Genomic DNA, 22266 nt, shown 5'->3' on the forward strand with positions numbered 1-22266 from the left:
TGCCAAATCGACGAGATGGTTGACCATTTGGGGTTTTCGTTCGTAGCATGCGGACCCTGAAGTTCCAACCGGAGAGGCAGGCCATGCGGCACGTCGGACGAGTTCGGTGGCAGGTCTCCGGGCTGATCGGCGTGGGCATCGTCGTCAACTACCTCGACCGCACGGCGCTGTCGTTCGCCGGCACTTCGGTACGGGAGGAGTTCGGGCTGACCACGGGGGAGCTCGGCCTGGTCCTGTCCGCGTTCTACTGGACGTACTGCGCCTCCCAGCTGCCCGTCGGTCTGCTCCTCGACCGGATGGGCGTGCGCTGGATCACGCGGGCTTGTATCGCGGTCTGGTCGCTGGCGTCGTTCCTCACGGCGCTGGCGAGCGGGTTCGGGCTCATCCTGGCGTTCCGGCTGCTGCTGGGTATCGGTGAGAGCCCGGTGTTCCCGGCCGCCGCCAAAGCAACCGGTTACTGGTTCCCGCGCAACGAACGCGGTCTCGCCACGGCGTTCTTCGACGGCGCCGCCAGGGTGTCCAACGTCGTGGCCGCGCCGGTGCTCGCGGCCATCGTGAGCCTGTGGGGCTGGCGGGCCAGCTTCGTTGTCCTCGGCGCGTTGAGCGTGGTGTTCGGTGCCGCGTGGTGGGTGCTCTACCGGGATCCGGCCGACCACGCCCGGCTTTCGCGGGCCGAGCGTGCGTACATCATGGCGGGCGGCGCGCAGGAGCCCGGGCAGGCCACCGGAGGTGTGCTGCGCGGACTCGGTGAGCTGCTCAGGATGCGCAAGGCGTGGGCGATCATCCTCGGCTTCGCGTGTTACGAGTACGCGTTCTCGCTGTTGCTGAACTGGCTGCCGAGCTATCTGCAGCTGCAGTACGGCGTGCCACTGCTGCGTACCGGCCTGTGGGTGACGGTTCCCTGGGTGGTCGCGGCGTTGGCGTCATTCGTCGTCGGCGGCTGGCTGCTCGATCGGTTGGTTACGTCGGGTCGTGACCCCAGCCGGGTGCGCAAGGGGTTCCTCGCCGGGGGTCTCGTGCTCGGGCTCACGATCGGTCTGGCGGGGTCTGCTGGCTCGGCGGAGCTCGCGGTGGTCTATGTGAGCGTTTCCATCGCGGGGCTCTCCGTCGTTGGCGTGGTCGGCTGGAGCCTGCCCGCGCTGGTTGCTCCGCATGGCCGGGTCGGCAGCCTCGGCGGGTCGATGAACTTCGTGGCGACGTTGGTCGACATCGTGAGCATCGTCGTCGCCGGCTACCTGGCGCAGGCCACCGACTCGTTCCTGCTGCCGTTCGCGTTCGCCGCCGGCGTGCTGGCGCTCGGCCTGCTCTGTTATCTGCCGTTGCTCGGCCGGATCGAGCCGGCGCAACAGTCATCCACGGCGAGGAGGCAGCCGGTATGAGGATCGAGGACGTCCACGCGCTCGGACTGCGAGGGGCGACGCCGCGCGGCGGCTGGGCGCGCGAGCTCGAGCCGGCTGACGTGGTGCACACGCTCGTGGTGGTCACGACGGACGGCGGCGTTGTCGGCTACGGCAGCGTCTTCACCAGCGAGGACCTTGTTCGCGCCGCGCTGGCGGTGCTCCGCGACCTTCTCCTGGGCGAGAGCGCGGTCGAACCCGAACGGGTGGCAGAGAAGCTGCACAGGCACACGTTCTGGCAGGGACGCGGCGGCGCGGTCACCCACACCGTCGGCGGCATCGACATCGCGCTGTGGGACATCCTCGGCAAGGTGACCGGTCAACCGGTGGGTCGGCTGCTCGGCGGCACCTACCGCGACCGGGTGATGCCGTACGCGTCGCTGCTCGCCGACAGCGTCGAACAAGTGACCTCGCAGATCGCCGAGCTGCGCGAGCACGGGTTCCGCGCGTTCAAGATCGGCTGGGGGGCGTTGGGCCGTAAGGACAGGCGGTATGACGAGAAGCTCGTCGCCGCCGCGCGCGAGGCGGCCGACGACGCGACGGTCGCCGTGGACGTCGGGGCGAGCGACGCGAACTGGCCGCACGGCTACAAGTGGGCACTGGCCACGGCCCGGATGCTCGCCGACTACGACGTGGCCTGGCTGGAGGAACCGCTCGACCCCGACCACATCACCGAGTACGCGATGCTGCGCCGAGCGGCCGCCGTGCCGATCGCCGGTGGCGAAGTGCTCACGCGCAGGCAGTCGTTCGTACCGTTCCTCGACGCGTACGCATGGGACATCGTGCAGCCCGATGTCACGAAGGTCGGCGGGTTGAGCGAGCAGCGCAGGATCGGCTGGTACGCGCAGGAGCGCGGTGTCCGGTTGATCCCGCACGGCTGGAACACCGCCGTCGGGCTGGCCAGCGACCTCCAGCTGGCCAGCGCGCTACCGGGGACGGACCTCGTCGAGTACAAGACCGGTTCGCCCTACATCGACGAGATCGTGCGCAGCCCGTGGACCCTGGATGCCGACGGAATGCTCGCGGTTCCCGACCGGCCGGGGCTCGGTATCGCCCTCGACCCGGAGGCGGTCGGCCGGTACTGCGATGTCCCGCCCGCGTTGCGCCACGTGCTGCTCAGGGACCAGACCGAACACAACCGCCAGGAGACACGGGCGTGACCGCGACAGACGAATCCCCACAGCACGAGCAGGGCACCGCTCTGGTCGAGAAGCTGCTCGCCAGCATGACGCTGGAGGACAAGCTCGGCCAACTGCACATGCCGTTCCTCGGCCCGGCGACCAAGGCGCGCGGGCGTCACCCGTTCGTCACCGGTGAGCTGCTGGACTTCCTCGGTCCCGGCGGCGGGTTCTTCGGCGTCGTCGCAACCGCCGGGAAGACCCCGCGCGAGCAGGCGCAATGGAGCAACGACATGCAACGAGCCGCCCTCAACACCAGGCTCGGTATCCCGCTGCTGCAGATCGTGGAGGGCACGCACGGCTCGACGGCTCCCGGTGCCACGGTGTTTCCCGAAGGGCCGGGCATCGGGAGCACCTGGAACATGCGGCTGGTCCAGCGGGTGTACCAAGCGGCTGCCACGGAGGCGAGGGCCGTCGGAGTGCACGCGTTGAGCTCGTTGGTGGCGGAGGTGAACCGGGACCCACGGCTCGGCCGCAACTGCGAAACCTACAGCGAGGACCCGTACCTGACCGCCGAGATCGTCCGCGCCATCGTGCGCGGCGTGCAGGGCGAGGACGTGGCCTCGGACGAGCACACGGCGGCCATGTTGACGGTGTTCCCCACCCAGAACCCGACCGAAGGCGGGCTGGAACGAGGCGAGGTGCAGCTCAGCGAGCGCGAGCTGCGCTCGGTCGCGTTGCCTGCCTGGGTGGCGGGTGTCAGCGAGGAACACGCCTTGATGGTGATGGCCTCCTACGCGGTCGTCCTCGGCGAGGCCACCCACATGTCGGAGCGGCTGCTGACCGGCTGGCTGCGTGACGAGCTCGGTTTCGACGGTGTCGTTGTGGAGGAGGGAGGCGGGCTGTCGTCGCTGCTGCCGGACGGCGACACGTCCACGCAGAACTTCACGGATTCCTGGGAGGACGCCGGGGCGGCGGCCATCCGCGCGGGACTGGACGTCAGCATCAGCTTCATGCCCGGATACCTCGACGCTCTGGTGACCGCCGTGTGCAATGGCCAGGTCCCGATGCGGCTCGTCGACAGGGCCGTGCGACGCGTGCTGTCGGTCAAGGTCAGACTGGGGCTCTTCGACCGGCCGTACGTCGATCCGCGACGTGCCGAAGAAGTCGTCCATTCGTCCGCGCATCGCGCGCTCGCCCGTGAGGCGGCCGCCGAATCGCTCGTGTTGCTGAAGAACGAGGGTGGGTTGCTGCCGCTGGCCAAGGACGTTCGTTCGGTAGCCGTCATCGGCCCCGCCGCCGACGATGCGACAAACCAGCTGGGTGACTACGCCGCGCCGTCGAGCGACTCCGTTGTCACGGTGCTCGACGGGCTTCGGCGCAAGCTTCCACACGCCCAGGTCAGTTACAACCTGGGCTGCCAGTTCCGTGGCAACGATCGTGGCGGTATTGCCCCAGCCGTCGAGGCCGCGCGGGCCGCCGAGGTAGCCGTCGTGGTGGTCGGGGAGCGGGCCGGCCTCTGGGCGTTCGAGAACCAGGACCCGATAACAGGGCCGACGGTGGGCGAGACTTCCGACGTGGCCGACCTCGACCTCGGCGGCCTCCAAGAGGAGCTCGTCCACGCGGTCCATGCGACCGGAACCCCCACGATCGTCGTGCTGGTCAACGGGCGCACCCTTTCCATCCCGTGGATTGCCGAGCACATCCCGGCCATCGTCGAGGCGTGGTTCCCCGGCGAAGCCGGCGGAGACGCCGTCGCCGACATCCTGGTCGGAGACGTCGACCCGAGCGGCCGCTTGCCGATGACGATCCCTCGGCACGTCGGGCAGCTGCCCGTTTACTACAACACCAAGCACGCATTCGCGCGGGCGCTCGACGCGGGCACACCGCTGCTGTTCCCCGTCTCCTACGCCGATATCGGTCACGAGCCGTTGTTCGAGTTCGGGTTCGGTCTCAGCTACACCACCTTCCGATGGCAGAACCTGTGCGTCACACCCGGTCCGCTCGGCATGGGCGAGAGCCTCGACGTCGCCGTCGACGTGACGAACACCGGTCCCCGGGAAGGGTTCGAGGTCGTGCAGCTTTACCTCAAGGACCTGCTCGCCAGCGCCTCGGTCCCGGTCAAGGAGCTCCGGGGCTTCCGGAAGGTCGGGTTGGCTCCCGGCGAGACGACAACCGTGCGGTTCCAGCTACCGCCGGAGGCGTTCTCGCTGGTGGATGCCGCGTGCAGGCGCGTCGTCGAGCCTGGAGGCTTCGAGATCCAACTGGGCACGTCAGCCACGCGCATCATGCTGCGCGAGACCGTCACCCTGGCCGGCTGACATGACGAAACCGAGCGGCGGGTTGCTGATACCCGAGCTGGTCCTCGATGCCCACGCCGACGTCGGTGAAGGACCTGTCTGGGACCAGACGCGGCATCGGCTGCTCTGGGTCGACATCACGCGCGGCGTGCTCCACCGTTTCAACCCGGCCACGGGTATGGACACCGCCCTGCGGGTGGGCCCCACCCTCGGCTGCGTCGCCCTACGCGAACGTGGCGGCCTACTGCTGGGTCATGGTGCCGGGTTGGTCCTGCTCGACGAGGAGACAGAGCGGATCGAACCGCTCGCGTCCGTTGCGGCGGACCCGACAATGTGGCTCAACGACGGCAGGTGCGACACCGAAGGCCGGTTCTGGGTCGGCAGCGTGCACGAGGACGAAACCACACCGTGCGGCGCGCTGCACCGGGTCGACGTGACGGGCTCGGTCACCGCGGTCGTGCCGGGCACCACCATGGCCAACGGCATCGGATGGAGCCCGGACGGACGCACCATGTACTTCGTCGACTCGGTGACGCACGGGATCGACGCGTTCGCGTTCGATCCCCGGCACGGAACGATCCGCGATCGGCGTCGGCTGGTCACCACGGACCCGGACAAGGGCCTGCCCGACGGCTTGGCCGTGGACGCCGAAGGATTCCTCTGGGTGGCCTACTGGGGTGGTTGGTGCATCCGACGGTTCACCCCCGATGGCGGCGTCGACCACGTCGTGCCCCTGCCGGTCAGCCAGGTGAGCTGCCCGGGCTTCGGCGGGCCCGACCTCCGTGACCTCTATGTCACGACCGCCGCTCACGGCCTGACGCCGAGCCAACTCGATGAGCAACCGACCGCCGGCGGTCTGTACCGGCTCCGGACCGAGGTGCCGGGCCAGCCGGCGCCGTCGTATCGCGGCTAACGAGACCAAGGCGGTGGCGGGTGACCGATCAGACATCCACATCGAAGCAGACCTGGTTCGTCTACCTGACCGCGGGCATCGCCGGCACCGGCGGACTGCTGTTCGGCTACGACACCGGCGTGATATCGGGAGCGTTGCTGTTCATCCGCGCCGACTTCGCCTTGTCGGTGTTCGCCCAAGGCGCGATCGTCAGCTCGCTCGTCGGTGCCGCGGTCATCGGCGCGCTCGCCGGTGGACCGCTCGCCGACCGGATCGGCAGGAAACCGCTGCTCGTCGGGGTTGCCGCGGTATTCGCCCTCGGTGCGCTGCTGGCCGCCGCCGCTCCAGGGCCGGCGGTCCTCGCGCTGGCACGGATGGTGCTCGGCCTCGCGGTCGGCGCGGTGTCGCTGACCGTCCCGCTCTACCTCGCCGAGATCGTGCCCGCCGACGTGCGCGGCCGCCTGGTCTCGCTCTACCAGCTGATGGTGACCATCGGCATCGCCGTTTCCTACGCGATCGGCTACGTCTTCGCCTCAACCGGGCAATGGCGCTGGATGCTGGGCCTCGCCGTGGTCCCGGCGGTCGTGCTCGGCGTGGGAATGGCCCTGCTCCCCGAGACACCACGCTGGCTCGTCGCCCACGACCGCCCCGACGAGGCCACCCGCGTCCTGCGACGCATCCACCCTCCCGACGAGGTGGCCGCCCAACTGCGCGACATCGAGCGCGCCGCCGCATCGGAGTCCAGCATGAGCGACCTGTTCGCTCCCGCGATGCGACCAACGATCGGCATCGGCATCGGCCTCGGGCTTCTCACCGAGGCAAGCGGGATCGACACGATCCTCTACTACGCGCCGACCGTCCTCGAGTCGACCGGCCTCGGGCCGGCGTCCTCGCTGCTCGCCACCTTCGGCGCCGGGCTCGCGCTCATCGCCACCACGTTGATCGCCGTACGACTCGTCGACCGCGTCGGACGCCGGCCGCTGCTCCTGACCGGAATCGCGGGGATGACATGCACACTCGCCCTGCTCGGCGCCGTCTTCCTGATGCCCGGCCCCTCGGCCGGTTCGCCGTGGCTCATCGTCGTCGCGCTGATGTGTCACGTCGCTTGTTTCGGTTTCAGCCTGGGCCCGGTGTTCTGGCTGGTCCTCGCCGAGATCTACCCGCTGCGACTGCGTGGCGCAGCAATGAGCCTCGGCACCATCGCGGTCTGGGCGGCCACGTTCGTCGCCTCGTTGACCTTCCTGCCGCTCATCGAAGCCGTCGGAGAGACCGGAGCGTTCTGGCTCTACGGGCTCGTCTGCGTCGCCGGTTGGATCTTCGTCTACCTCCTCGTCCCCGAGACCAAGAAACGCACTCTGGAACAGATCGAAGCGAGCATGCGGCAACGGCGTGGGGACCGCCGACCGCTGGCACGACCATGACACGGCGGCCATCGTGCGTCATCACGGGCGCCGCGGCCGGGATCGGCCGGGCGACCGTGCACCGCCTGGTCCGCGCGGGCTGGGCGGTGGCGGCGGTCGACGTCACCCGGACGACACTCGACCGGCTCGTCGCCGATGCGGAAGGAAACGTGGCCGCCGTCGTCGGTGATGTCGCGACGGCACGGACCAGTGCCCGGGCAGCCGACACGGCCGCCGAGCTCGGCGAGCTGCGCGGGTGGGTCAACAACGCGGGGATCGAACTCGACGAGCCGGCTCACCGGGTCACCGAGAAACGGCTACGGCGTCAGCTCGACGTCAACCTGGTCGGGGTGATGTGGGGTTGCGCCGAGGCGGTGCGCCGGTTCCTCCCCCTCGGCGCGGGCGCGATCGTCTCGACCAGCTCGATCATGGCGGCCCGAGGTTTCCCGGGCGCGTTCGCCTACACGGCGACCAAAGGCGCCGTCAGCGCGCTGACCCGGCAGCTCGCCGTCGAGTACGCCCCCTTCGGGATCCGGGCCAACTGCGTGCTTCCCGGCGCGATCCGCACACCGCTGTCCGAAACGACCTGGAACCGCGCGGCCAACCCGGCCGAGGCGGAACGCTCGGACGCGCTGCTCCACCCGGTACGCAGGGTCGGCGAGCCCGACGAGGTCGCGGCGGTCATCGAGTTCCTCCTCTCCGACGGAGCATCCTTCGTCACTGGCCAGGACATCCTGGTCGACGGTGGCGCGTCGGCTCGCTGCTACGGCTTCGACCCCAGCCCGGAGCTGGCCCGCCAGTACCCGGTGCAGGGCGTCGGCCGCGGCGGTACCTGACGGCGTCGCTGGGCCGGTCAGGCCTGGTAGTGACGGACGTGGTCGGTGACCGTGCGGCGCAGCCTGCCCTGTTCGGCGAGCAGGTCGAGGTGGGCGGAGGTCTCGACCACGGCCAGGCACCTGTTGAACAGGTCCAGCTCGTCGAGGCGGCGGCCTCGGCGGGTCCAGGTGATGCGGCTGGCCACCTCGTAGGCGGTGTTCGCCCCGTGGGTGATCACGGCGGCCATCTCGTCCAGCCGGGTGGCGTGGTGGTCGAGCAGTTGGTCCACCCTGGCGTGCACGCTGGGGGAGACCGGGCCGTGGGCGGGCAGCATCGTGCGGTCGGGCATGCCGCGCACCAGCCGCAGCGACTGGAGGTAGTCGCCGAGCGGGGAGTGCGCGATCTCGGCCTCGAAGCCCACCGACGGGGTGATGTGCGGCAGTACGTGGTCGCCGGTGAACATCGCGTCCCGGTCGGGGTCGACGAACACGACGTGGCCCCTGGTGTGGCCGGGCGTGGGCACCGCGCGCAGGGTTCGGCCGCGCAGCGCGACGTCGACCGGCGGGTCCAGCCAGTCGTCCGGGTCCTCCCAGTCCGACGCGGTGTGCTCGCTGTCCACCTGCTCGGCCGCGGCGGCGGCCTCGGCGGCGAGCTGGTCGATCAGCGGCTGGCCGCCGCCCCGGGACAGCTGGATGAACATGGACGCCCACGGCGGGCGCTTCGGGTCGGCGACCAGGCGCAGCGAGGGCAGCTCGGCGGCGCCCATGCTGATCCGGTTGCCGAACTCGCGGCGCAGCCGCACCGCCAGCGTGTAGTGGTCCCGGTGCACGTGCGTGATCAGGAACCGGTGCACGTCGCCGATGCCGTGGCCGAGCGCGGCCAGCGCCTTCTCCAGCACCTCCCTGGCGTCCTCGATCGCCCAGCCCGAGTCGATCAGGACCAGCCCGTCGCCGTCGCGCATGGCGTAGACGTTGACCGCCTTGAGCCCGTCGGACGGCAGCGGCAGCGGGATCCGATACAGGTCGGGGGACACCTCGTACACGCCCTGCGCGACCCAGTCGCCGCCCGGGTCATCCGGCTCGATCCGCACGCCCGCTCCTCTCCAGGGACGGCACCGGGCGGACCGCGTCGGCCGGCCGGCGCTCGTACTTAACGTCGATTCGAACGGTTGCAGGCTGCAACGGCAAGTCGAGAGCGCCCGGCGGCGGTGACTGTGGGCGGAGTCACCGCCTGCGACACGGTCTCGGGCACCCTGGGAGGGGTGAGGCGGACGGTGTGTGGGGCGCTGTTGCCCGGCAGGTGGCGGGTGGCGGTCGCGGTGGTCGCGGTGGTGAGCGCGGTCGGGGTGCTGGCGTTGGGATGGTGGTACGGCGGCGAGCGGTCGGCGGGGACGCTGGACTCGGTGCTGGGCGACCCGTTGGTGGGGTTCGGCGAGGAGTACGAGGACCTGCTCTGGCCGGTGACCGGGCTGGGCACCGCGAAGGGGCTGCTGCTCGGGGTGGTCGTGCTGGCGGTGGCCGCCGTGGCGACCCGTCGGCGGCGGGCGCTGGCGCTGGCGGTCCTCGGGCCGGCGCTGTCCGTGGGGCTGTCCGCGCTGGTGCTCAAGCCGCTGGTCGGGCGCACCCACTACGGCGACCTGGCGCTGCCCAGCGGGCATGCCACCAGCGTCACCTCGATGGCCTGGGTGCTGGTGCTCGGGTTCGTGGCCGGCGGGGTGCCCCGCGCGCGGTGGCTGCGGGCGGTGCTGGTGGTCCTGGCGGTGTTGGCGGTGGTCGGGGTGTCCGGGGCGATGGTCGCGCTGGAGCGGCACTACGCCACCGACACGGTGGCCGGGGTGCTGGTCGCCACCGCGGTGGTCGGCGGGCTGGCGGTGCTGTTGGACCGTTGGCCCCGGCGGTCGTTGGCCGGGCGGTTCCGGTGAACGGACCCTTCCAGTGAGCGGAAGCGCGCCTGCCGCGGCAGGCTGATCCGGGGACACCATGCGGTACTGGACACGCCCGCAGTGAGGAGGAGCCGCTGTGACACGACCTGCGACCACACCCGCCGGGACCGCCGGCCAGTCGGACGCGACGGCGCGCGGCCTTCCGGCGTACCGACGCGACCCCGAGGGCACGCAGCCGCCGCTGGACTACCCGGGCTACAAGTCGACCGCGCTGCGGCACCCGTCGCAGCCGCTGGTGCTGCTGCCGCACCGGCTCACCGAGGTCACCGGGCCGCTGCTGGGGCCGGGGCGGCTGGGCGAGCTGGACCACGACCTGACCCGCCAGCACGCCGCCGAGCCGATCGGCCAGCGGATCATCGTGCACGGCACGCTGCGCGACGGCGACGGCCGCCCGGTGCCGGACTCGCTGATCGAGATCTGGCAGGCCAACGCGGGCGGGCGGTACCGGCACAAGGTGGACAACTGGCCGACCCCGCTGGACCCCAACTTCACCGGGGTGGGCCGGGCGCTGACCGACTCGGCCGGACGCTACGAGTTCGTCACCATCAGGCCGGGCGCCTACCCGTGGGGCAACCACGACAACGCCTGGCGTCCGGCGCACATCCACTTCTCGGTGTTCGGGCGGGCGTTCACCCAGCGGCTGGTCACCCAGATGTACTTCCCGGACGACCCGCTGTTCGCCCACGACCCGATCTTCAACTCGGTGCGTGACGAGAAAGCCCGCCGGCGCATGGTCTCGGAGTTCGACCTGTCCCGGACGATGCCGCAGTGGGCGCTGGCGTTCCGCTGGGACATCGTGCTGCGCGGGCGCGAGGCCACCCCGTTCGAGGAGCCGCACCAGTGACTGAGGTGAGCACGCCGTCGCAGACAGTGGGGCCGTTCCTGTCCATCGGGCTGCCCTGGCCGGACGGGCCCGACGTGGTGCCGCCGGGCACGCCGGGGGCCGTCACCATCTCCGGGCGGGTGTTCGACGGCGCCGGGGTGCCGGTGCCGGACGCGATGGTGGAGACCTGGCAGGCGGACGCGGACGGCCGGTTCGACCACCCCGACGACCTGCGCGGGCCGGTGATCGGGTGGCGCGGTTTCGGCCGCTGCCCGACCGAGCCCGACGGCGGCTACCACATCAACACGGTGCTGCCCGGCGCGCTGCCCGGCCAGGCGCCGCACCTGGACGTCTCGGTGTTCGCGCGCGGCCTGCTGCACCGGGTGGTGACCCGGATCTACTTCCCCGAGCACGCCGACGCGCACGCGTCCGATCCGGTTCTGGCCTCGGTTCCCGAGCAGCGGCGTCATACCCTGGTGGCCGTGGCATCAGACGGCGGATACCTGTTCGACATCCGGTTACAGGGCGCGGAGGAGACGGTCTTCTTCGATGTCTGACCGGGTGCCGGGCGGGAGCCAGGTACCGGGCGAGGCGACACGATCGTCTGTGGGGCGGGCGATGAGCGTGCTCGCGACCTTCACCGCCGCACGAGTCGAGCTGAACCTCTCCGAGATCAGCCGCCGCTCCGGGCTGCCGCTGACCACCACCCACCGGCTGGTCGGCCAGCTGACCCGGTGGGGCGCGCTGGAGCAGACCCAGCACGGCTACCAGGTGGGGCTGCGGCTGTGGGAGATCGGCGCGCTGGCCCCGCGCGGGCACGGGCTGCGCGAGATCGCGATGCCGTTCCTGGAGGACCTCTACGAGGCCACCCGGCAGAACGTCCAGCTCGCCGTGGTGGACGGCCGGGACGCGGTGTACGTGGAGCGGCTGTCCTCGCGCACCGCTGTCGGGATCATCACCAGGGTGGGCGGGCGGCTGCCGCTGCACGCCACCGGGGTCGGACTGGTGCTGCTCGCGTTCGCCGACCCGGAGTTCCAGGAGCGCGTGCTGGCGGCGCCGATGCGGCGGTTCACCGAGAAGACGATCGTGTCGCCGGGGAAGCTGCGCCGGGTGATCGCGGACGTGCGCAAGCGCCGGATCGCGGTCAGCGACGGCCAGATCACCCTGGACGCGCTGTCCGTGGCGGCCCCGGTGTTCGGCCCGGACGGGACGGTGCAGGCCGCGCTGTCGGTGGTGGTTCCCAGCGACCGGCCGCCCTCGGAGTACATCCCTGCGGTGCACGCGGCGGCCAGGGGCATCTCCCGGGGGCTCGGCTGGATGCCGGACAACCCTTCCGGTCGGCGGAAGGCGCGGTAGGTGCGGCGGCGCCGACCGCCCACGATTCGGGTATGACGTCCGCCACAGGCTTGCGGGTCGAGGCGCCCACCAGCGACCTGGACCCGTTCTGCGACGAGTTCCTCACCGACCCCTACCCGGGGCACGCCGCGCTGCGCGAGGCCGGGCCGGTGGTGTACCTGAGCCGCTACCGCGTGTGGGCGCTGGCCCGGCACGCGGACATCGACGCGGTGTTGAAGGACCCGGAGGCGTTCTGCTCCTCGGCCGGGGTGGGGCTGACCGACTTCCGCAAGGAGACGCCGTGGCGCCCGCCCAGCCTGCTGCTGGAGGCCGACCCGCCGGACCACACCCGGGCCCGGTCGGTGGTGTCGCGGGTGCTGACGCCGCCCGCGGTGCGCCGGCTGCGCGACGAGTTCGCCCGCCGCGCCGACGAGCTGGTGGCCTCGCTGGTGGCGCGCGGTGAGTTCGACGCGGTGGGCGAGCTGGCCGAGGTGTTCCCGGTGGCCGTCTTCCCGGACGCGGTCGGGCTGGCGGTGGACGGGCGCGAGCACCTGATGGCCTACGCCGCGATGGTGTTCAACGGCTTCGGGCCGCGCAACGCGCACTTCGAGCGCTCGCTGCGCAACGCCGAACAGGTGCAGGCCTGGATCGCCGCCAACTGCGAGCCGGACGCGGTGAGCCCGGACGGGCTGGGCGCGAAGCTGCACGCGGCCGCCCGCGAGGAGGGCTACTCGCCGGCCGAGGCGGCCCGGCTGCTGCGCTCGTTCCTGTCCGCCGGGGTGGACACCACCGTGTACGCGCTGGGCAACGCGGTGGCCTGCCTGGCCGAGCACCCCGACCAGTACGCCGCGCTGCGCGCCGACCCGTCGCGGGCGCGGGCCGCGTTCGAGGAGGTGCTGCGGTTCCGCTCGCCGGTGCAGACGTTCTTCCGGACCACCACCCGTCCGGTGGAGGTCGGCGCTCCCGATGACGCGGTGACGATCCCGGCCGGGGAGAAGGTGCTGCTGTTCCTCGGCGCGGCGAACCGGGACCCGCGCCGCTGGGCGGACCCGGACCAGTTCGACATCGGCCGCCGCGCGGTCGGGCACCTCGGGCTCGGCGCCGGGCCGCACGCGTGTGTCGGCCAGATGATGGCTCGGCTGGAGGGCGAGGTCATCCTCACCGCGCTGGCCGGCCGGGCCGCCGAGCTGCACCTGGCCGGTCCGGTACGGCCGCGGCTGAACAACACCCTGCACGGGCTGGACTCGCTGCCGGTCCGGGTGGTCGCCTAGCGGTCGTCTAGGCTGCGCGCCGTGCCTGAGGCTGGACGGCGGCGGCTGGGGCCGCGCGACCCGGCGGTGACCAGCCGGATGATGTCCCGGGTACGGCACAAGGACTCCAAGGCCGAGCTCGCGCTGCGCCGCGCCCTGCACGCGGCCGGGGTGCGCTACCGGCTGCACGCCCCGGACGTGGTCGGGCGCCCGGACCTGGTGATCCGCTCCCGGCGGCTGGCCGTGTTCGTGGACGGCGACCTGTGGCACGGCAACCCGGACGAGGTGCGCAGGCGCGGCCGGGAGTCGCTGGCCGACGTGTTCCCCAGCCGCACCGAATGGTGGGTGGCCAAGATCGAACGCACCATGGCGCGGGACCGCGAGGTCACCGAGGCGCTGCGCGAGCGGGGGTGGACCGTGGTCCGGCTGTGGGAGCACGACGTGCTGCGCGACCCCTCCGGCTGCGCGGAGACGGTCCGGCGCGCGCTCGCCGGTGACTGAGCGTGCGTGCGCGGGTGCGCCCAGTGGCCGGTCCGCCGCGATTACCCGAGCGTCATCACCTCATCACCCGGTGTAGCTAAAAGTTCTACACGTTCGCCGACGAACGATGCTCGTTTGTCGAATAAGCTCGGAGAAGGCCCCGTCACGTGCGACGCTCGCGGCGTAAGGGGGGACGCTCTGCTGTACACGGAGGCGAAACATGCACCCTGACGAGGGCGCCGTCGGCGAGGATGGTGCCGACCGGACGGCCAACCCGATAGCTGTCACGATGTCGGGCATGCCCGAGGTGTGGCAGGGCCTGCTGGAGGCACACATCCCGGACGACCACGGGCGCTGCTCGGCGTGCAACAACGCCGGCACCGCGGGGGTGCCGTGGCCGTGCACGCTGCAGGTCATCGCGGAGAGCGCGCGCGGCATCTTCTACGCGTCCGGGCATTCCGGCCAGGCCTCGTGCCACCTGGCCAGCTGAGCGGCGGTGGCGCGAGCGCGGGCACGGGCGGTGGGGCTGCTCCTCGGGGTGGCCGCCGACGCGGTGTTCGCGGACCCGGCCCGGTGGCATCCGGTCGCGGGCTTCGGCCGGCTGGCCGCGCGGCTGGAGCGGCGCTGGTACGCGGACTCGCGGCTGGCCGGGGTCGGCCACCTGGCGGCGTGTGCGGGCGCGGCGGTCGGCGTCGGCGCGGTGGTGGGCAGGGCGGTGGCGCGGCGGCCCGCGCTGGAGACGGTGGCGGTCGCGGCGGCCACCTGGACGGTGCTCGGCGGCGCGTCGCTGGCCGGTGAGGCGTCCGCGCTGGCCCGCGCGCTGGACGCCGGCGACCTGCCCGCCGCGCGGGCACGGATCCCGCGTTTGTGCGGGCGTGACCCGAACGCGCTGGACGCGGCCGGGATGGCGCGGGCCGGCTGTGAGTCGGTCGCGGAGAACACCTCGGACGCGGTGGTCGCCCCGCTGCTGTGGGGCGCGGTGGCCGGAATCCCCGGGCTGCTCGGCTACCGCGCGGTGAACACGCTCGACGCCATGGTCGGCTACCGCTCGCCGCGCTACGGCCGGTTCGGCTGGGCGGCCGCCCGCGCCGACGACCTGGCCAACCTGGTCCCGGCCCGGCTGACCGCCGCGCTCACGGTGGCCGCCGCCCCGCTGCTGGCCGGCCCCGGTTCGCCGGCCGCCGCCGTCCGCGCCTGGCGACGCGACGCCCGTGCGCACCCCAGCCCGAACGCCGGGCCGGTGGAGGCCACAGCGGCCGGCGCGCTCGGCGTTCGCCTCGGCGGGCCGACCCGGTACGCGCACGGGACCGAGCGGCGGCCCACCCTGGGCGAGGGCGCCGCGCCCACCCCCGCCGACCTGCGCAGGGCGGCCAGGTTGTCCCGGCTGCTTGGCTGGTCCGCGGCGGTTGTGGCCACCGTGCTCGGTCACCGGGTGACGAGGGCGTGCAGGCCGGCGCGGATGCGGTCGGTGCTCATCCGCCGGTCGGTGCGCAGATAGTCGATCACGTCGGCGCGCAGGGCGGTGAAGACGGCGTGCGCCAGGTAGTCGGCGTCGGCGTCCGGGTGGGCGGCGTGGATGCGGCGACCGAGTTCGTCGATCCAGAACCGGCTGGCCGGGTTGGCGTAGTAGGCGTGCGGGCGGCGGTTCTCCAGGGCGCGGATCAGCGCGCGGTTGTCCAGCACGAAGTCGAGCAGGGCGTCCAGGTAGGCGTGCAGTCGCTCGGGTGGCCGGCCGCCGGGGCCCAGCGGCGGGTTCCCGGTGCGCAGGGCGTCCCGCAGCGCCGTGACCCTGGGCGCGATGACGGCCTCGACCACGCCGGTCAGGTCGCCGAACCGTCGTAGCACGGTGGCCTTGCCGACCCCTGCCGCGTCGGCGATCCGAGCGAGCGTGACGTGTTCCAGGTCGTCGCGCCGGAACAGGTCCTCGGCGGCGCGCAGGACCGCGGCGCGGTTGCGGACCGCGTCGGCTCGCTCGCCCACCCTTGGCCTCCCGTTGCTGAAGTGGACCGTCGGACCGTATCGTAGGCGGCAGGAAGTGGACCGTTGGACCGTTTTGAGGTGGACAGTGGACCAGCGCGAGACCAACCGGGCGATGGTCGAGCGGCTGCGCGCGAGCCCGTCGCCGCCGTATCGGGATCGCCGGCCGGTGCCGAGGGTGATCGACGTGGTGGGCCGGCGCAGTGGCCGCCCGCGCCCGTTCCCGGTCAACGTCACGGCCGTCGACGGACGGCTCTACGCCTGCTCGTCGACGCGGGCGCGGGACTGGGTGCGCAACCTGCTCGCGGCCGGCGGCTGCCGCATCGAGCGCGACGGCCCTGCCGGCGGCGACACCGAGCGGCGGCCGGTGTTGGTGGACGGGCGGGAGGCGGCGGCGGTGCTGGCGACCTACCTGCCGCTGGCCGGGTTCCGGGACCCGCTGCTGCCGTTCGAGCCCGACGCGCCCGTCGAGGAGATCGAGCGGCACGTCGGCTCGGTCGCCGTCATCCGCTTCGACCCGGTGAAGCCCGTGAGCTAGAAGCGGGCCTTGCCGTAGCGCTCCGCAAGCGTGTCGACCTCGGGCTCGGGCTCGTCCGTCGGCTCGGCGGGGGCGCGCGGGTCCGGGCCGCCGCCCCGGCGTTGCAGCAGCTCCAGCCGGACGAAGTAGACGAGCCCGAACAGCGCCATCGCGCCGAACGTGAGCCACTGCCAGGCGTAGGACAGGAACGGGCCGCTGTCGGTCTCGGGCAGCGGCAGCACCCCGAGCCCGCCGGGCTGGCCGTCCACCAGCTGCAGGTACCCGCCGGTCAGCGGCTGGCCGGTCACGCTTGCGAGCTGGCGGCTGTCGGCGGCGTAGAGCTGGCGGCGCCCGTCGACGGTGAGCGGCGGGCGCTGTTGCGGGTCGTTCTCGTCCAGCCGGATCCGCCCGGTGAGCGTGACCGGGCCGTCCGGGGCCGCCGCGAAGTCGGCGACCTGCTGGCCCCGGCCGGGGCGCACGTACCCCCGGTCCACGGTGACCAGCCTGCCCTCGTCGGTGCGGAACGCGGTGAGCACCTCGAACGCCGGGCGCCCCTCCACGACGCGCAGCCGCACCAGCGCCTCGTCCGAGGGCAGGTAGCGCCCGCGCACGGTGGCCTGCCGCCACACCATGTCCGGCGCCGGCGCCGGGCCGGGGACCAGCTCGGCCAGCGGCGCCGGCCGGTGGGCGTAGGAGGCGGCGATCGCGTCGTTCTGCGCCTCCCGCTCGGCGTTGCGGCGGAACTGCCAGGGCGCGAGCAGCGTGTAGCAGGCCACCGCGAACCCGATGACGACCAGGACGAACGCCACCCAACCCGGCTTGAACAGGAACCGCACGCCTCTACGGTATGCCGCCGGCGAGGCGCAGCGCGGATCGGGCGGCGGCGATCGCCTGGCCGGCGTACCCGCGCCCGAACAGCACCACGTGCACCAGCAGCGGGAACATCTGGTGCAGGCCCACGCGCTCGGCCCAGCCGGCGGCCAGCGGGGTGACCTCCCGGTAGCCCGCGAGCACGGACTCCAGGTGCGGGCAGCCGAACAGAGCGAGCATGGCCAGGTCCGTCTCGGGGTGACCACCGTGCGCAGCCGGGTCGATCACCCAGGCCTCTGTGCGGCCGTCCCGGGCGCTCCAGCAGACGTTGCCGGACCACAGGTCGCCGTGCAGCCGCGCCGGCTCCACCGGCGGCCCGGCTACCTCGGGCAGCACGGCGCAGGCCGCCTCCACGGTGGCCACCTCGTCGGCGGCGAGCTGGCCGTCGTCGCTGGCCGTCCGCAGGTACGGCAGCACCCGGTGCTCGGCGTACCAGCTCGGCCAGTTGGTACCGGCGACGTTGCGCATCGGCGCGAGCCCGATCCGGGCGTCCACCGGCCCGCCCGGCGGCGCGGCGCCGAACGCGGGCGCGCCGGCCAGGTGCAGCCGCGCCAGCCGGGCGCCGAAGCGTGCCGCGGCCTCGGCATCCGGCGGCGCGGGCGGCAGGTACTCCAGCAGCAGCCACCGCTCGTCGTGGCCGATCACGGCGGGGACCGGGACCTCGGACGGCCCGGCCAGCCAGCGCAGCCCGGCCACCTCCGCGTCGACCTGGCCGGGCGTGGACTTGAGCAACGCCAACCGCCCGTCGGCGAGCGCGACGGTGCCGTCCGGGCGCACCTCGCGCGGCGGCGAACCGGCCAGCCGGCGCACCACCGCGGCCCGGTCGCGGCTCACGACACCCGTTCGCGCGTCCAGCCGAGCAGGCCCGGCATGGCCGCCTCCACCATCGCCAGCACCTCGTCGAAGCCCTGGTCACCGCCGTAGTACGGGTCGGGAAGCTCCGCCCCGGCCGGAGCGGCGGGGTCGAACGAGCGCAGCAGCCGTACCTTCTCCGCGGCCTCCCGCCCGCCGAGGACCCTGGTCAGCGCGGCCACGTGCTCGTCGGTGGCGGCCACCAGCAGGTCCGCCTCCAGGTGCTCGGGGTTGACCTGGCGCGCCACGTGGCCGGTCGGGTAGCCGTGCCGGCCCAGCACCTCCACGGCGCGCTCGTCGGCCGGGTCGCCGGCGTGCCACGGCCCGGTGCCGGCGCTGGTCACCCGCACCCGGTCGGCCAGCCCGGCGCGGTCCAGCTCGGTGGCGAACACCTTCTCCGCGATCGGCGAGCGGCAGATGTTGCCGGTGCAGACGAAGCACACGTGCAGCAGTTTCGGATCACCCACCCGAGCAGTCTGACCGACGCTCCACCGTGGTGCTCAGCGCCACCCATTGGTGTCCCGCCGTAGACCACCCGGCCGCGGTAGAAGGGACGTATGGCCGAGTTGGCGGTGTTGGGGATCTTCCTCGGGCTGTGGCGCGCGTTGGCCGCGAGCGCCGGTATGCGGCGCGATCACACCGAGACGATGTGGAGTTGGTCGCTGGTTGGTGTTTCCGTGTTACTTGCCCTCACCGCCACCTTCCCGAGCAGCCTGACCGACCCGACCGCGCCGCCGTGCTCCCGGCCGACGTCCTGCCCAGCCCGACCGCAGGCCCAGGACATCCCCCGGATGCGCGGCCCCGTGGTGGGCGACCCCGGGCTGCCGATGCCCGTGCAGCTCACCGGATAACGCACGATCGGACCCTGCGGGGAACCGGAGGTGCCCGAAGCGCGACACTGACCACGATGAACGTCGTGAAAACCGCGCCGGCCCGGCCGGTGCACGGATGGTTGGCCTTGCTGGCCCGGCTGATCCTGGCGGGAGTCTGGATCGCCGCCGGGTTGTCCAAGATCACAGACCTGAACGAGTCGGTGCGCGCGGTGCGTGCCTACCGCCTGCTGCCCGAGCCGGCCGCCCAGGTGGTGGGTGCCGGGTTGCCCATGGTGGAGCTGCTGCTCGGGCTGTTGTTGCTGGTCGGAGCGGTGGTGCGGGCGTCGGCGGTGATCTCGGCGGTGCTGATGCTCGGCTTCGTGATAGGCATAGCGTCTGCATGGGCGCGGGGGTTGCGCATCGACTGCGGCTGCTTCGGCTCGGGTGGCGAGCTGGCCGCCGGGGAGAGCCCGAACTACGGCTGGGACCTGGTCAGGGACGGTGCGCTGTTCGTCCTCGCGCTCGCGCTGGCGCGGTGGCCGTCCGGGTACCTCGCCGTTGACGGCCTGCTCGCGGGTGGGCGGAAGGAGGAGCGGCCATGATGATGGCCAAGAAGAACCGCCGGCGGCCCAAGCCCGTGGCGGTCCAGCAGCGCGGGCCGTCGATGGGGATGATCATCGGCGTGGTGGTCGTGGTGCTGTTCGCCGGCGCCGTGGGTTTCGGCATCTACTGGACGCAGCAGCAGAACACGGTGGCCGCCGCGGCGAACACGCCGGCGGGCGCCGTTGCCGACGGGGTGCCGGTCGGGCGCGCGGACGCGCCCGCCACCGTGGACGTCTACCTGGACTTCCAGTGCCCGGTCTGCCAGCGCTACGAGCAGCAGTCCGGCCCGACGCTGGAGGGGTTCGTCGCCAGCGGCGCGGCCCGCGTGGTGTACCACCCGGTCGCCTTCCTGGACAGGGTGTCCGGCGGGTACTCCAGCCGCGCCTCGGCGGCCGCCGGCTGCGCGTCCGTCGCCGGGGTGTTCCCGCCGTTCCTGAAGTCGATGTTCGCCAACCAACCGCCCGAAGGCGGCAGCGGCCTGCCCGCCGACCGGATCATCGCGCTCGGCCAGCAGGCCGGCGCCGGGCCGGACTTCGCCCAGTGCGTCAACGCGAAGACCTACGCGCCGTGGACGGCCTCGCTCACCGACGCCGCGTCCAAGGCCGGCGTCAACGCCACCCCCACCGTCAAGGTCAACGGCCAGGACATCGACAACACCGACCAGGCGCTGCGCCAGGCGGTGGAGGCCGCGAAGAAGTGACCACCGACACCCCGAGGTTCGCGCCGATCTTCCCGGTCGCCGACCTCGCCCGCGCGCTGGAGCACTACCGCGCGCTGGGCTTCGACGTGGAGCCGTATGAGGACGGCGAGGAGTACGGCTTCGCCGAGCGGGACGGTGCCCAGATCCACTTCTCGGTGCAGCGCGACCTGGATCCGAAGGTCGGCGCGGCGGCGGCGTACCTGTACGTGGCCGATGCGGACGCGCTGGCCGAGCAGTGGAGCCGACCCGGCATCGGTGGGAAGACCCTGCCGGCCCAGGACACCGACTACGGGATGCGCGAGGGCGCGCACATCGACCCGGACAACAACCTGATCAGGTTCGGCTCGGGCCGGTGAGCCGGGCGAAGTAGGCGAACGGCGGGCCGACCACCCGTTCGACCCGCAGGCCGGCCAGCGTCGCGTACCGGGCCAGGGCCGCGCGCCGTACCTGGTGGCGGTCGAAGAACTCGCCGACGACGAGGCGTCCGCCCGGTTTCAGGACGCGTTCCAGTTCGAGCAGGGTGAGGCCGGGGCTGGGGATCTCGCCGAGTGCGGTCACGAGGTAGGCGGCGTCGAAGGTGTCGGTCGGGAACGGCAGGCGCTGGGCGTCGGCCCTGGTCGGGACGATGTTGGTCAGGCCGAGGTCGGTCGCGCGGCGCATCACGTGGTCGAGCATGTCCTGTTGGATGTCGACGATGTCCAGGCGGCCGGCCGGGCCCAGCGCGCGGGCCACCGGCAGCGACTGGAGGCCGGTTCCGGGGCCGATCTCCAGGATCCGGTCGCCGGGGGCGGGGCGGAGCAGGCCGTCCAGGCGGCGTTGGGTCAGGAACGGCAGCGGCAGGTCGAGCAGCCGGCGTTGCGCGTAGGGGTACGGCGCGGCGTCCAACGCCCACCACGACCAGGCCGCCGCCGCGCCGACGGCGCCCGCCGCGAGCGCCCAGCCCGTTCGCTGACGCCGCCGTACACGATGATCACGAGTTCGCACCCCGGCGACGCTAACCGGCCGATGCTGAGAGATCGCCCAGCCGTCAGCCCAGCCGTCAGCCCGGGCGCTGGTCGCGCAGCAGGGTGACCAGCTCGGCGGCCTGCCGGGACAGCGGGCGGATCACCGGCAGCCGGGACAGGCGGACCAGGCGGGCGACCATCGGCACCGTGTGGTCGATCAGCGCGCGGGTGCGGGCGGTGCCGGGGGAGGAGTCGTGCACCCAGTAGAGGACCACGCCGAGCTGGTAGAGCCAGAGCAGCTCGGGCAGGGTGGCCGCCAGCTCGCCGCCCACCCGCGTCGAGGAGCCGTCGATCAGCTCCCGGAACAGCGCGATCGCGGCATCCTTGGCCGGCGCGGAGGCCTCGCTGAACGGGGACAGCGGGTTGCCCGGCCGCGCGGCGGTGGCGAAGAACGAGCCGGCGAACTCCTGGTACGGCTCGGCGGCGGCCAGCCAGGCCAGCAGTGTGGCGCGCAGCCGCTCGGCGAAGTCCGTGCTGGCCGCGAAGGCCTCGGCGCAGCCGGCCGCCTGTTCGGCCACCAACTGGTCGTAGAAGCCCTGGACCAGCTCCTCCTTCGAGGAGAAGTAGTAGTACGCGTTGCCCACCGAGACCCCGGCGCTAGCCGCCACCGCGCGCATCGTGGTGCCCTGGTAGCCCTGCTCGCGGAACAGCCGCAGCGCGGCCGACACGATCTGCTCCCGGGTCCGCTCCGACTTGCGCGGCCGCGTGCCCGTCATGGCCGGGGGTGCGTCGCGGCGCGGAACTCCTGGTCGAGCGCCTCGGCGCGGCGGGCGTCGCGGATCCGGCCCAGGGCCAGCAGCGTCAGCCCGTACGCCGCGCCGAGCATGAGCAGCACCACGCCGAGCTTGGTCACCACCGCCTGCACCAGGCCGTCCACCGGCACGCCGAGCGTCGAGATCAGCGCCAGCACGCCGAGCGCCACCAGGTAGAAGCCGACGGCGACCAGCCGGGTCAGGCCCGCCGCGCGTGGCTCCGGATAGACCTCCTCGAGCAGGGCCTGGCCGTTGCGGCGGAGGATCACCCCGACCGCGAAGGTCAGCGCCGTGCCGATGAGGAGTACCGCCAGATAGCTCACCAGAGCCGTGTTCATGGGGATCACCCTCTTTTTGAACGTGTTCGAAACCTAGTGAACACCCAGGTCGGGCCGCGCGCAAGGGCGTTCGACGGTGAGCCGCGTC

27 protein-coding genes are annotated in these 22266 nt (G+C 72.6%); 19 read left to right on the forward strand and 8 right to left on the reverse strand.

The window, feature by feature from the left end; genetic code table 11:
- Nucleotides 1-47 precede the first annotated feature (47 nt).
- The 6 genes from N912_RS50990 to N912_RS51010 are packed head-to-tail and all read left to right on the forward strand — an operon-like array spanning nucleotide 48 to nucleotide 7943.
- Complete coding sequence (locus N912_RS50990) at nucleotides 48-1379, forward strand: MFS transporter (RefSeq protein WP_245645247.1); 1332 nt, start codon at nucleotides 48-50, stop codon at nucleotides 1377-1379.
- Nucleotides 1376-2557, forward strand: a complete 1182-nt coding sequence (locus tag N912_RS50995) for a mandelate racemase/muconate lactonizing enzyme family protein (RefSeq protein ID WP_051580020.1) — start codon at nucleotides 1376-1378, stop codon at nucleotides 2555-2557. The genes N912_RS50990 and N912_RS50995 overlap by 4 nt, the downstream gene beginning before the upstream one ends.
- On the forward strand, nucleotides 2554-4836 hold the full coding sequence (locus tag N912_RS51000) for a glycoside hydrolase family 3 C-terminal domain-containing protein (RefSeq protein ID WP_051580021.1): 2283 nt from the start codon (nucleotides 2554-2556) through the stop codon (nucleotides 4834-4836). The genes N912_RS50995 and N912_RS51000 overlap by 4 nt, the downstream gene beginning before the upstream one ends.
- Before the next feature lie 22 nt (nucleotides 4837-4858).
- Nucleotides 4859-5728, forward strand: a complete 870-nt coding sequence (locus N912_RS0110770) for an SMP-30/gluconolactonase/LRE family protein (RefSeq protein WP_169747859.1) — start codon at nucleotides 4859-4861, stop codon at nucleotides 5726-5728.
- A 20-nt stretch (nucleotides 5729-5748) separates the two neighbouring features.
- On the forward strand, nucleotides 5749-7128 hold the full coding sequence (locus N912_RS51005; protein WP_037064144.1) for a sugar porter family MFS transporter: 1380 nt from the start codon (nucleotides 5749-5751) through the stop codon (nucleotides 7126-7128).
- A complete protein-coding gene (locus N912_RS51010; protein ID WP_037064146.1) occupies nucleotides 7125-7943 on the forward strand; it encodes an SDR family NAD(P)-dependent oxidoreductase in 819 nt (272 codons plus the stop codon). Before N912_RS51005 ends, N912_RS51010 begins: the two co-directional genes overlap by 4 nt.
- Before the next feature lie 17 nt (nucleotides 7944-7960).
- Here the strand turns inward: N912_RS51010 and N912_RS63390 are convergent, their stop codons facing one another.
- Entirely contained in the window at nucleotides 7961-9007 is a 1047-nt protein-coding gene (locus tag N912_RS63390; RefSeq protein WP_028922434.1) for an MBL fold metallo-hydrolase, read from the reverse strand.
- 177 nt (nucleotides 9008-9184) lie between these two features.
- Between N912_RS63390 and N912_RS65690 the strand changes: the two genes are divergently transcribed.
- The 8 genes from N912_RS65690 (at nucleotide 9185) to N912_RS51025 (ending at nucleotide 15251) form a co-directional block, all read left to right on the forward strand.
- Nucleotides 9185-9844: a phosphatase PAP2 family protein gene (locus N912_RS65690; RefSeq protein ID WP_245645249.1), complete on the forward strand. Its 660-nt coding sequence runs from the start codon at nucleotides 9185-9187 to the stop codon at nucleotides 9842-9844.
- A 97-nt stretch (nucleotides 9845-9941) separates the two neighbouring features.
- Nucleotides 9942-10709 carry a protocatechuate 3,4-dioxygenase subunit beta gene (pcaH, locus tag N912_RS0110795; RefSeq protein ID WP_028922435.1) on the forward strand — a complete coding sequence of 256 codons (768 nt, stop codon included), beginning with the start codon at nucleotides 9942-9944 and terminating at the stop codon, nucleotides 10707-10709.
- Nucleotides 10710-10714: 5 nt separating this feature from the next.
- The gene (gene pcaG / locus N912_RS0110800; protein ID WP_037064149.1) at nucleotides 10715-11245 is read left to right on the forward strand and encodes a protocatechuate 3,4-dioxygenase subunit alpha; all 531 of its coding nucleotides are present in this window, start codon (nucleotides 10715-10717) and stop codon (nucleotides 11243-11245) included.
- Nucleotides 11238-12044, forward strand: a complete 807-nt coding sequence (locus N912_RS63400) for an IclR family transcriptional regulator (protein ID WP_051580024.1) — start codon at nucleotides 11238-11240, stop codon at nucleotides 12042-12044. Before pcaG ends, N912_RS63400 begins: the two co-directional genes overlap by 8 nt.
- 32 nt (nucleotides 12045-12076) lie before the next feature.
- Nucleotides 12077-13294, forward strand: coding sequence for a cytochrome P450 (locus N912_RS0110810; RefSeq protein ID WP_037064152.1), 1218 nt, complete (start codon nucleotides 12077-12079; stop codon nucleotides 13292-13294).
- 21 nt (nucleotides 13295-13315) lie between these two features.
- On the forward strand, nucleotides 13316-13774 hold the full coding sequence (locus N912_RS0110815; RefSeq protein WP_156993408.1) for a very short patch repair endonuclease: 459 nt from the start codon (nucleotides 13316-13318) through the stop codon (nucleotides 13772-13774).
- A gap of 199 nt (nucleotides 13775-13973) precedes the next feature.
- Nucleotides 13974-14243 carry a hypothetical protein gene (locus tag N912_RS51020; protein WP_028922440.1) on the forward strand — a complete coding sequence of 90 codons (270 nt, stop codon included), beginning with the start codon at nucleotides 13974-13976 and terminating at the stop codon, nucleotides 14241-14243.
- A 6-nt stretch (nucleotides 14244-14249) separates the two neighbouring features.
- Complete coding sequence (locus N912_RS51025) at nucleotides 14250-15251, forward strand: cobalamin biosynthesis protein (RefSeq protein ID WP_051580025.1); 1002 nt, start codon at nucleotides 14250-14252, stop codon at nucleotides 15249-15251.
- Here N912_RS51025 and N912_RS0110830 read toward each other — a convergent pair.
- Nucleotides 15179-15733, reverse strand: a complete 555-nt coding sequence (locus N912_RS0110830) for a TetR/AcrR family transcriptional regulator (protein WP_028922441.1) — start codon at nucleotides 15731-15733, stop codon at nucleotides 15179-15181. The genes N912_RS51025 and N912_RS0110830 overlap by 73 nt on opposite strands.
- 85 nt (nucleotides 15734-15818) lie before the next feature.
- Here N912_RS0110830 and N912_RS60160 point away from each other — a divergent pair, with 85 nt between their 5' ends.
- On the forward strand, nucleotides 15819-16268 hold the full coding sequence (locus tag N912_RS60160; RefSeq protein ID WP_051580026.1) for a PNPOx family protein: 450 nt from the start codon (nucleotides 15819-15821) through the stop codon (nucleotides 16266-16268).
- Here the strand turns inward: N912_RS60160 and N912_RS0110840 are convergent.
- From N912_RS0110840 to N912_RS0110850, 3 genes are read right to left on the reverse strand one after another with little or no spacing between them, the layout of a single operon-like run.
- Nucleotides 16265-17083, reverse strand: coding sequence for an SURF1 family cytochrome oxidase biogenesis protein (locus tag N912_RS0110840; RefSeq protein WP_028922442.1), 819 nt, complete (start codon nucleotides 17081-17083; stop codon nucleotides 16265-16267). The genes N912_RS60160 and N912_RS0110840 overlap by 4 nt on opposite strands.
- Before the next feature lie 4 nt (nucleotides 17084-17087).
- Entirely contained in the window at nucleotides 17088-17930 is an 843-nt protein-coding gene (locus N912_RS51035) for a fructosamine kinase family protein (RefSeq protein WP_084210923.1), read from the reverse strand.
- Between the two features lie 17 nt (nucleotides 17931-17947).
- Nucleotides 17948-18421, reverse strand: a complete 474-nt coding sequence (locus N912_RS0110850; protein ID WP_028922443.1) for a low molecular weight protein-tyrosine-phosphatase — start codon at nucleotides 18419-18421, stop codon at nucleotides 17948-17950.
- 105 nt (nucleotides 18422-18526) lie between these two features.
- Between N912_RS0110850 and N912_RS0110855 the strand changes: the two genes are divergently transcribed.
- The 4 genes from N912_RS0110855 to N912_RS0110870 are packed head-to-tail and all read left to right on the forward strand — an operon-like array spanning nucleotide 18527 to nucleotide 20440.
- Complete coding sequence (locus N912_RS0110855; RefSeq protein WP_028922444.1) at nucleotides 18527-18820, forward strand: hypothetical protein; 294 nt, start codon at nucleotides 18527-18529, stop codon at nucleotides 18818-18820.
- Between the two features lie 56 nt (nucleotides 18821-18876).
- Nucleotides 18877-19383 carry a MauE/DoxX family redox-associated membrane protein gene (locus N912_RS0110860; RefSeq protein WP_051580027.1) on the forward strand — a complete coding sequence of 169 codons (507 nt, stop codon included), beginning with the start codon at nucleotides 18877-18879 and terminating at the stop codon, nucleotides 19381-19383.
- Nucleotides 19380-20084 carry a DsbA family protein gene (locus N912_RS0110865; RefSeq protein ID WP_051580028.1) on the forward strand — a complete coding sequence of 235 codons (705 nt, stop codon included), beginning with the start codon at nucleotides 19380-19382 and terminating at the stop codon, nucleotides 20082-20084. The genes N912_RS0110860 and N912_RS0110865 overlap by 4 nt, the downstream gene beginning before the upstream one ends.
- Nucleotides 20081-20440, forward strand: coding sequence for a bleomycin resistance protein (locus N912_RS0110870; protein WP_028922447.1), 360 nt, complete (start codon nucleotides 20081-20083; stop codon nucleotides 20438-20440). The genes N912_RS0110865 and N912_RS0110870 overlap by 4 nt, the downstream gene beginning before the upstream one ends.
- Here N912_RS0110870 and N912_RS51040 read toward each other — a convergent pair.
- The 3 genes from N912_RS51040 to N912_RS51045 are packed head-to-tail and all read right to left on the reverse strand — an operon-like array spanning nucleotide 20418 to nucleotide 22178.
- Entirely contained in the window at nucleotides 20418-21068 is a 651-nt protein-coding gene (locus tag N912_RS51040; RefSeq protein WP_051580029.1) for a class I SAM-dependent methyltransferase, read from the reverse strand. The genes N912_RS0110870 and N912_RS51040 overlap by 23 nt on opposite strands.
- 55 nt (nucleotides 21069-21123) lie before the next feature.
- Nucleotides 21124-21804: a TetR/AcrR family transcriptional regulator gene (locus N912_RS0110880; RefSeq protein ID WP_028922448.1), complete on the reverse strand. Its 681-nt coding sequence runs from the start codon at nucleotides 21802-21804 to the stop codon at nucleotides 21124-21126.
- The gene (locus N912_RS51045) at nucleotides 21801-22178 is read right to left on the reverse strand and encodes a hypothetical protein (protein ID WP_051580030.1); all 378 of its coding nucleotides are present in this window, start codon (nucleotides 22176-22178) and stop codon (nucleotides 21801-21803) included. The genes N912_RS0110880 and N912_RS51045 overlap by 4 nt, the downstream gene beginning before the upstream one ends.
- Nucleotides 22179-22266 lie beyond the last annotated feature (88 nt).

The sequence above is a fragment of the Actinospineispora acaciae DSM 45401 genome, assembly GCF_000620785.1.
Classification (GTDB): Bacteria; Actinomycetota; Actinomycetes; order Mycobacteriales; family Pseudonocardiaceae; genus Pseudonocardia; species Pseudonocardia acaciae.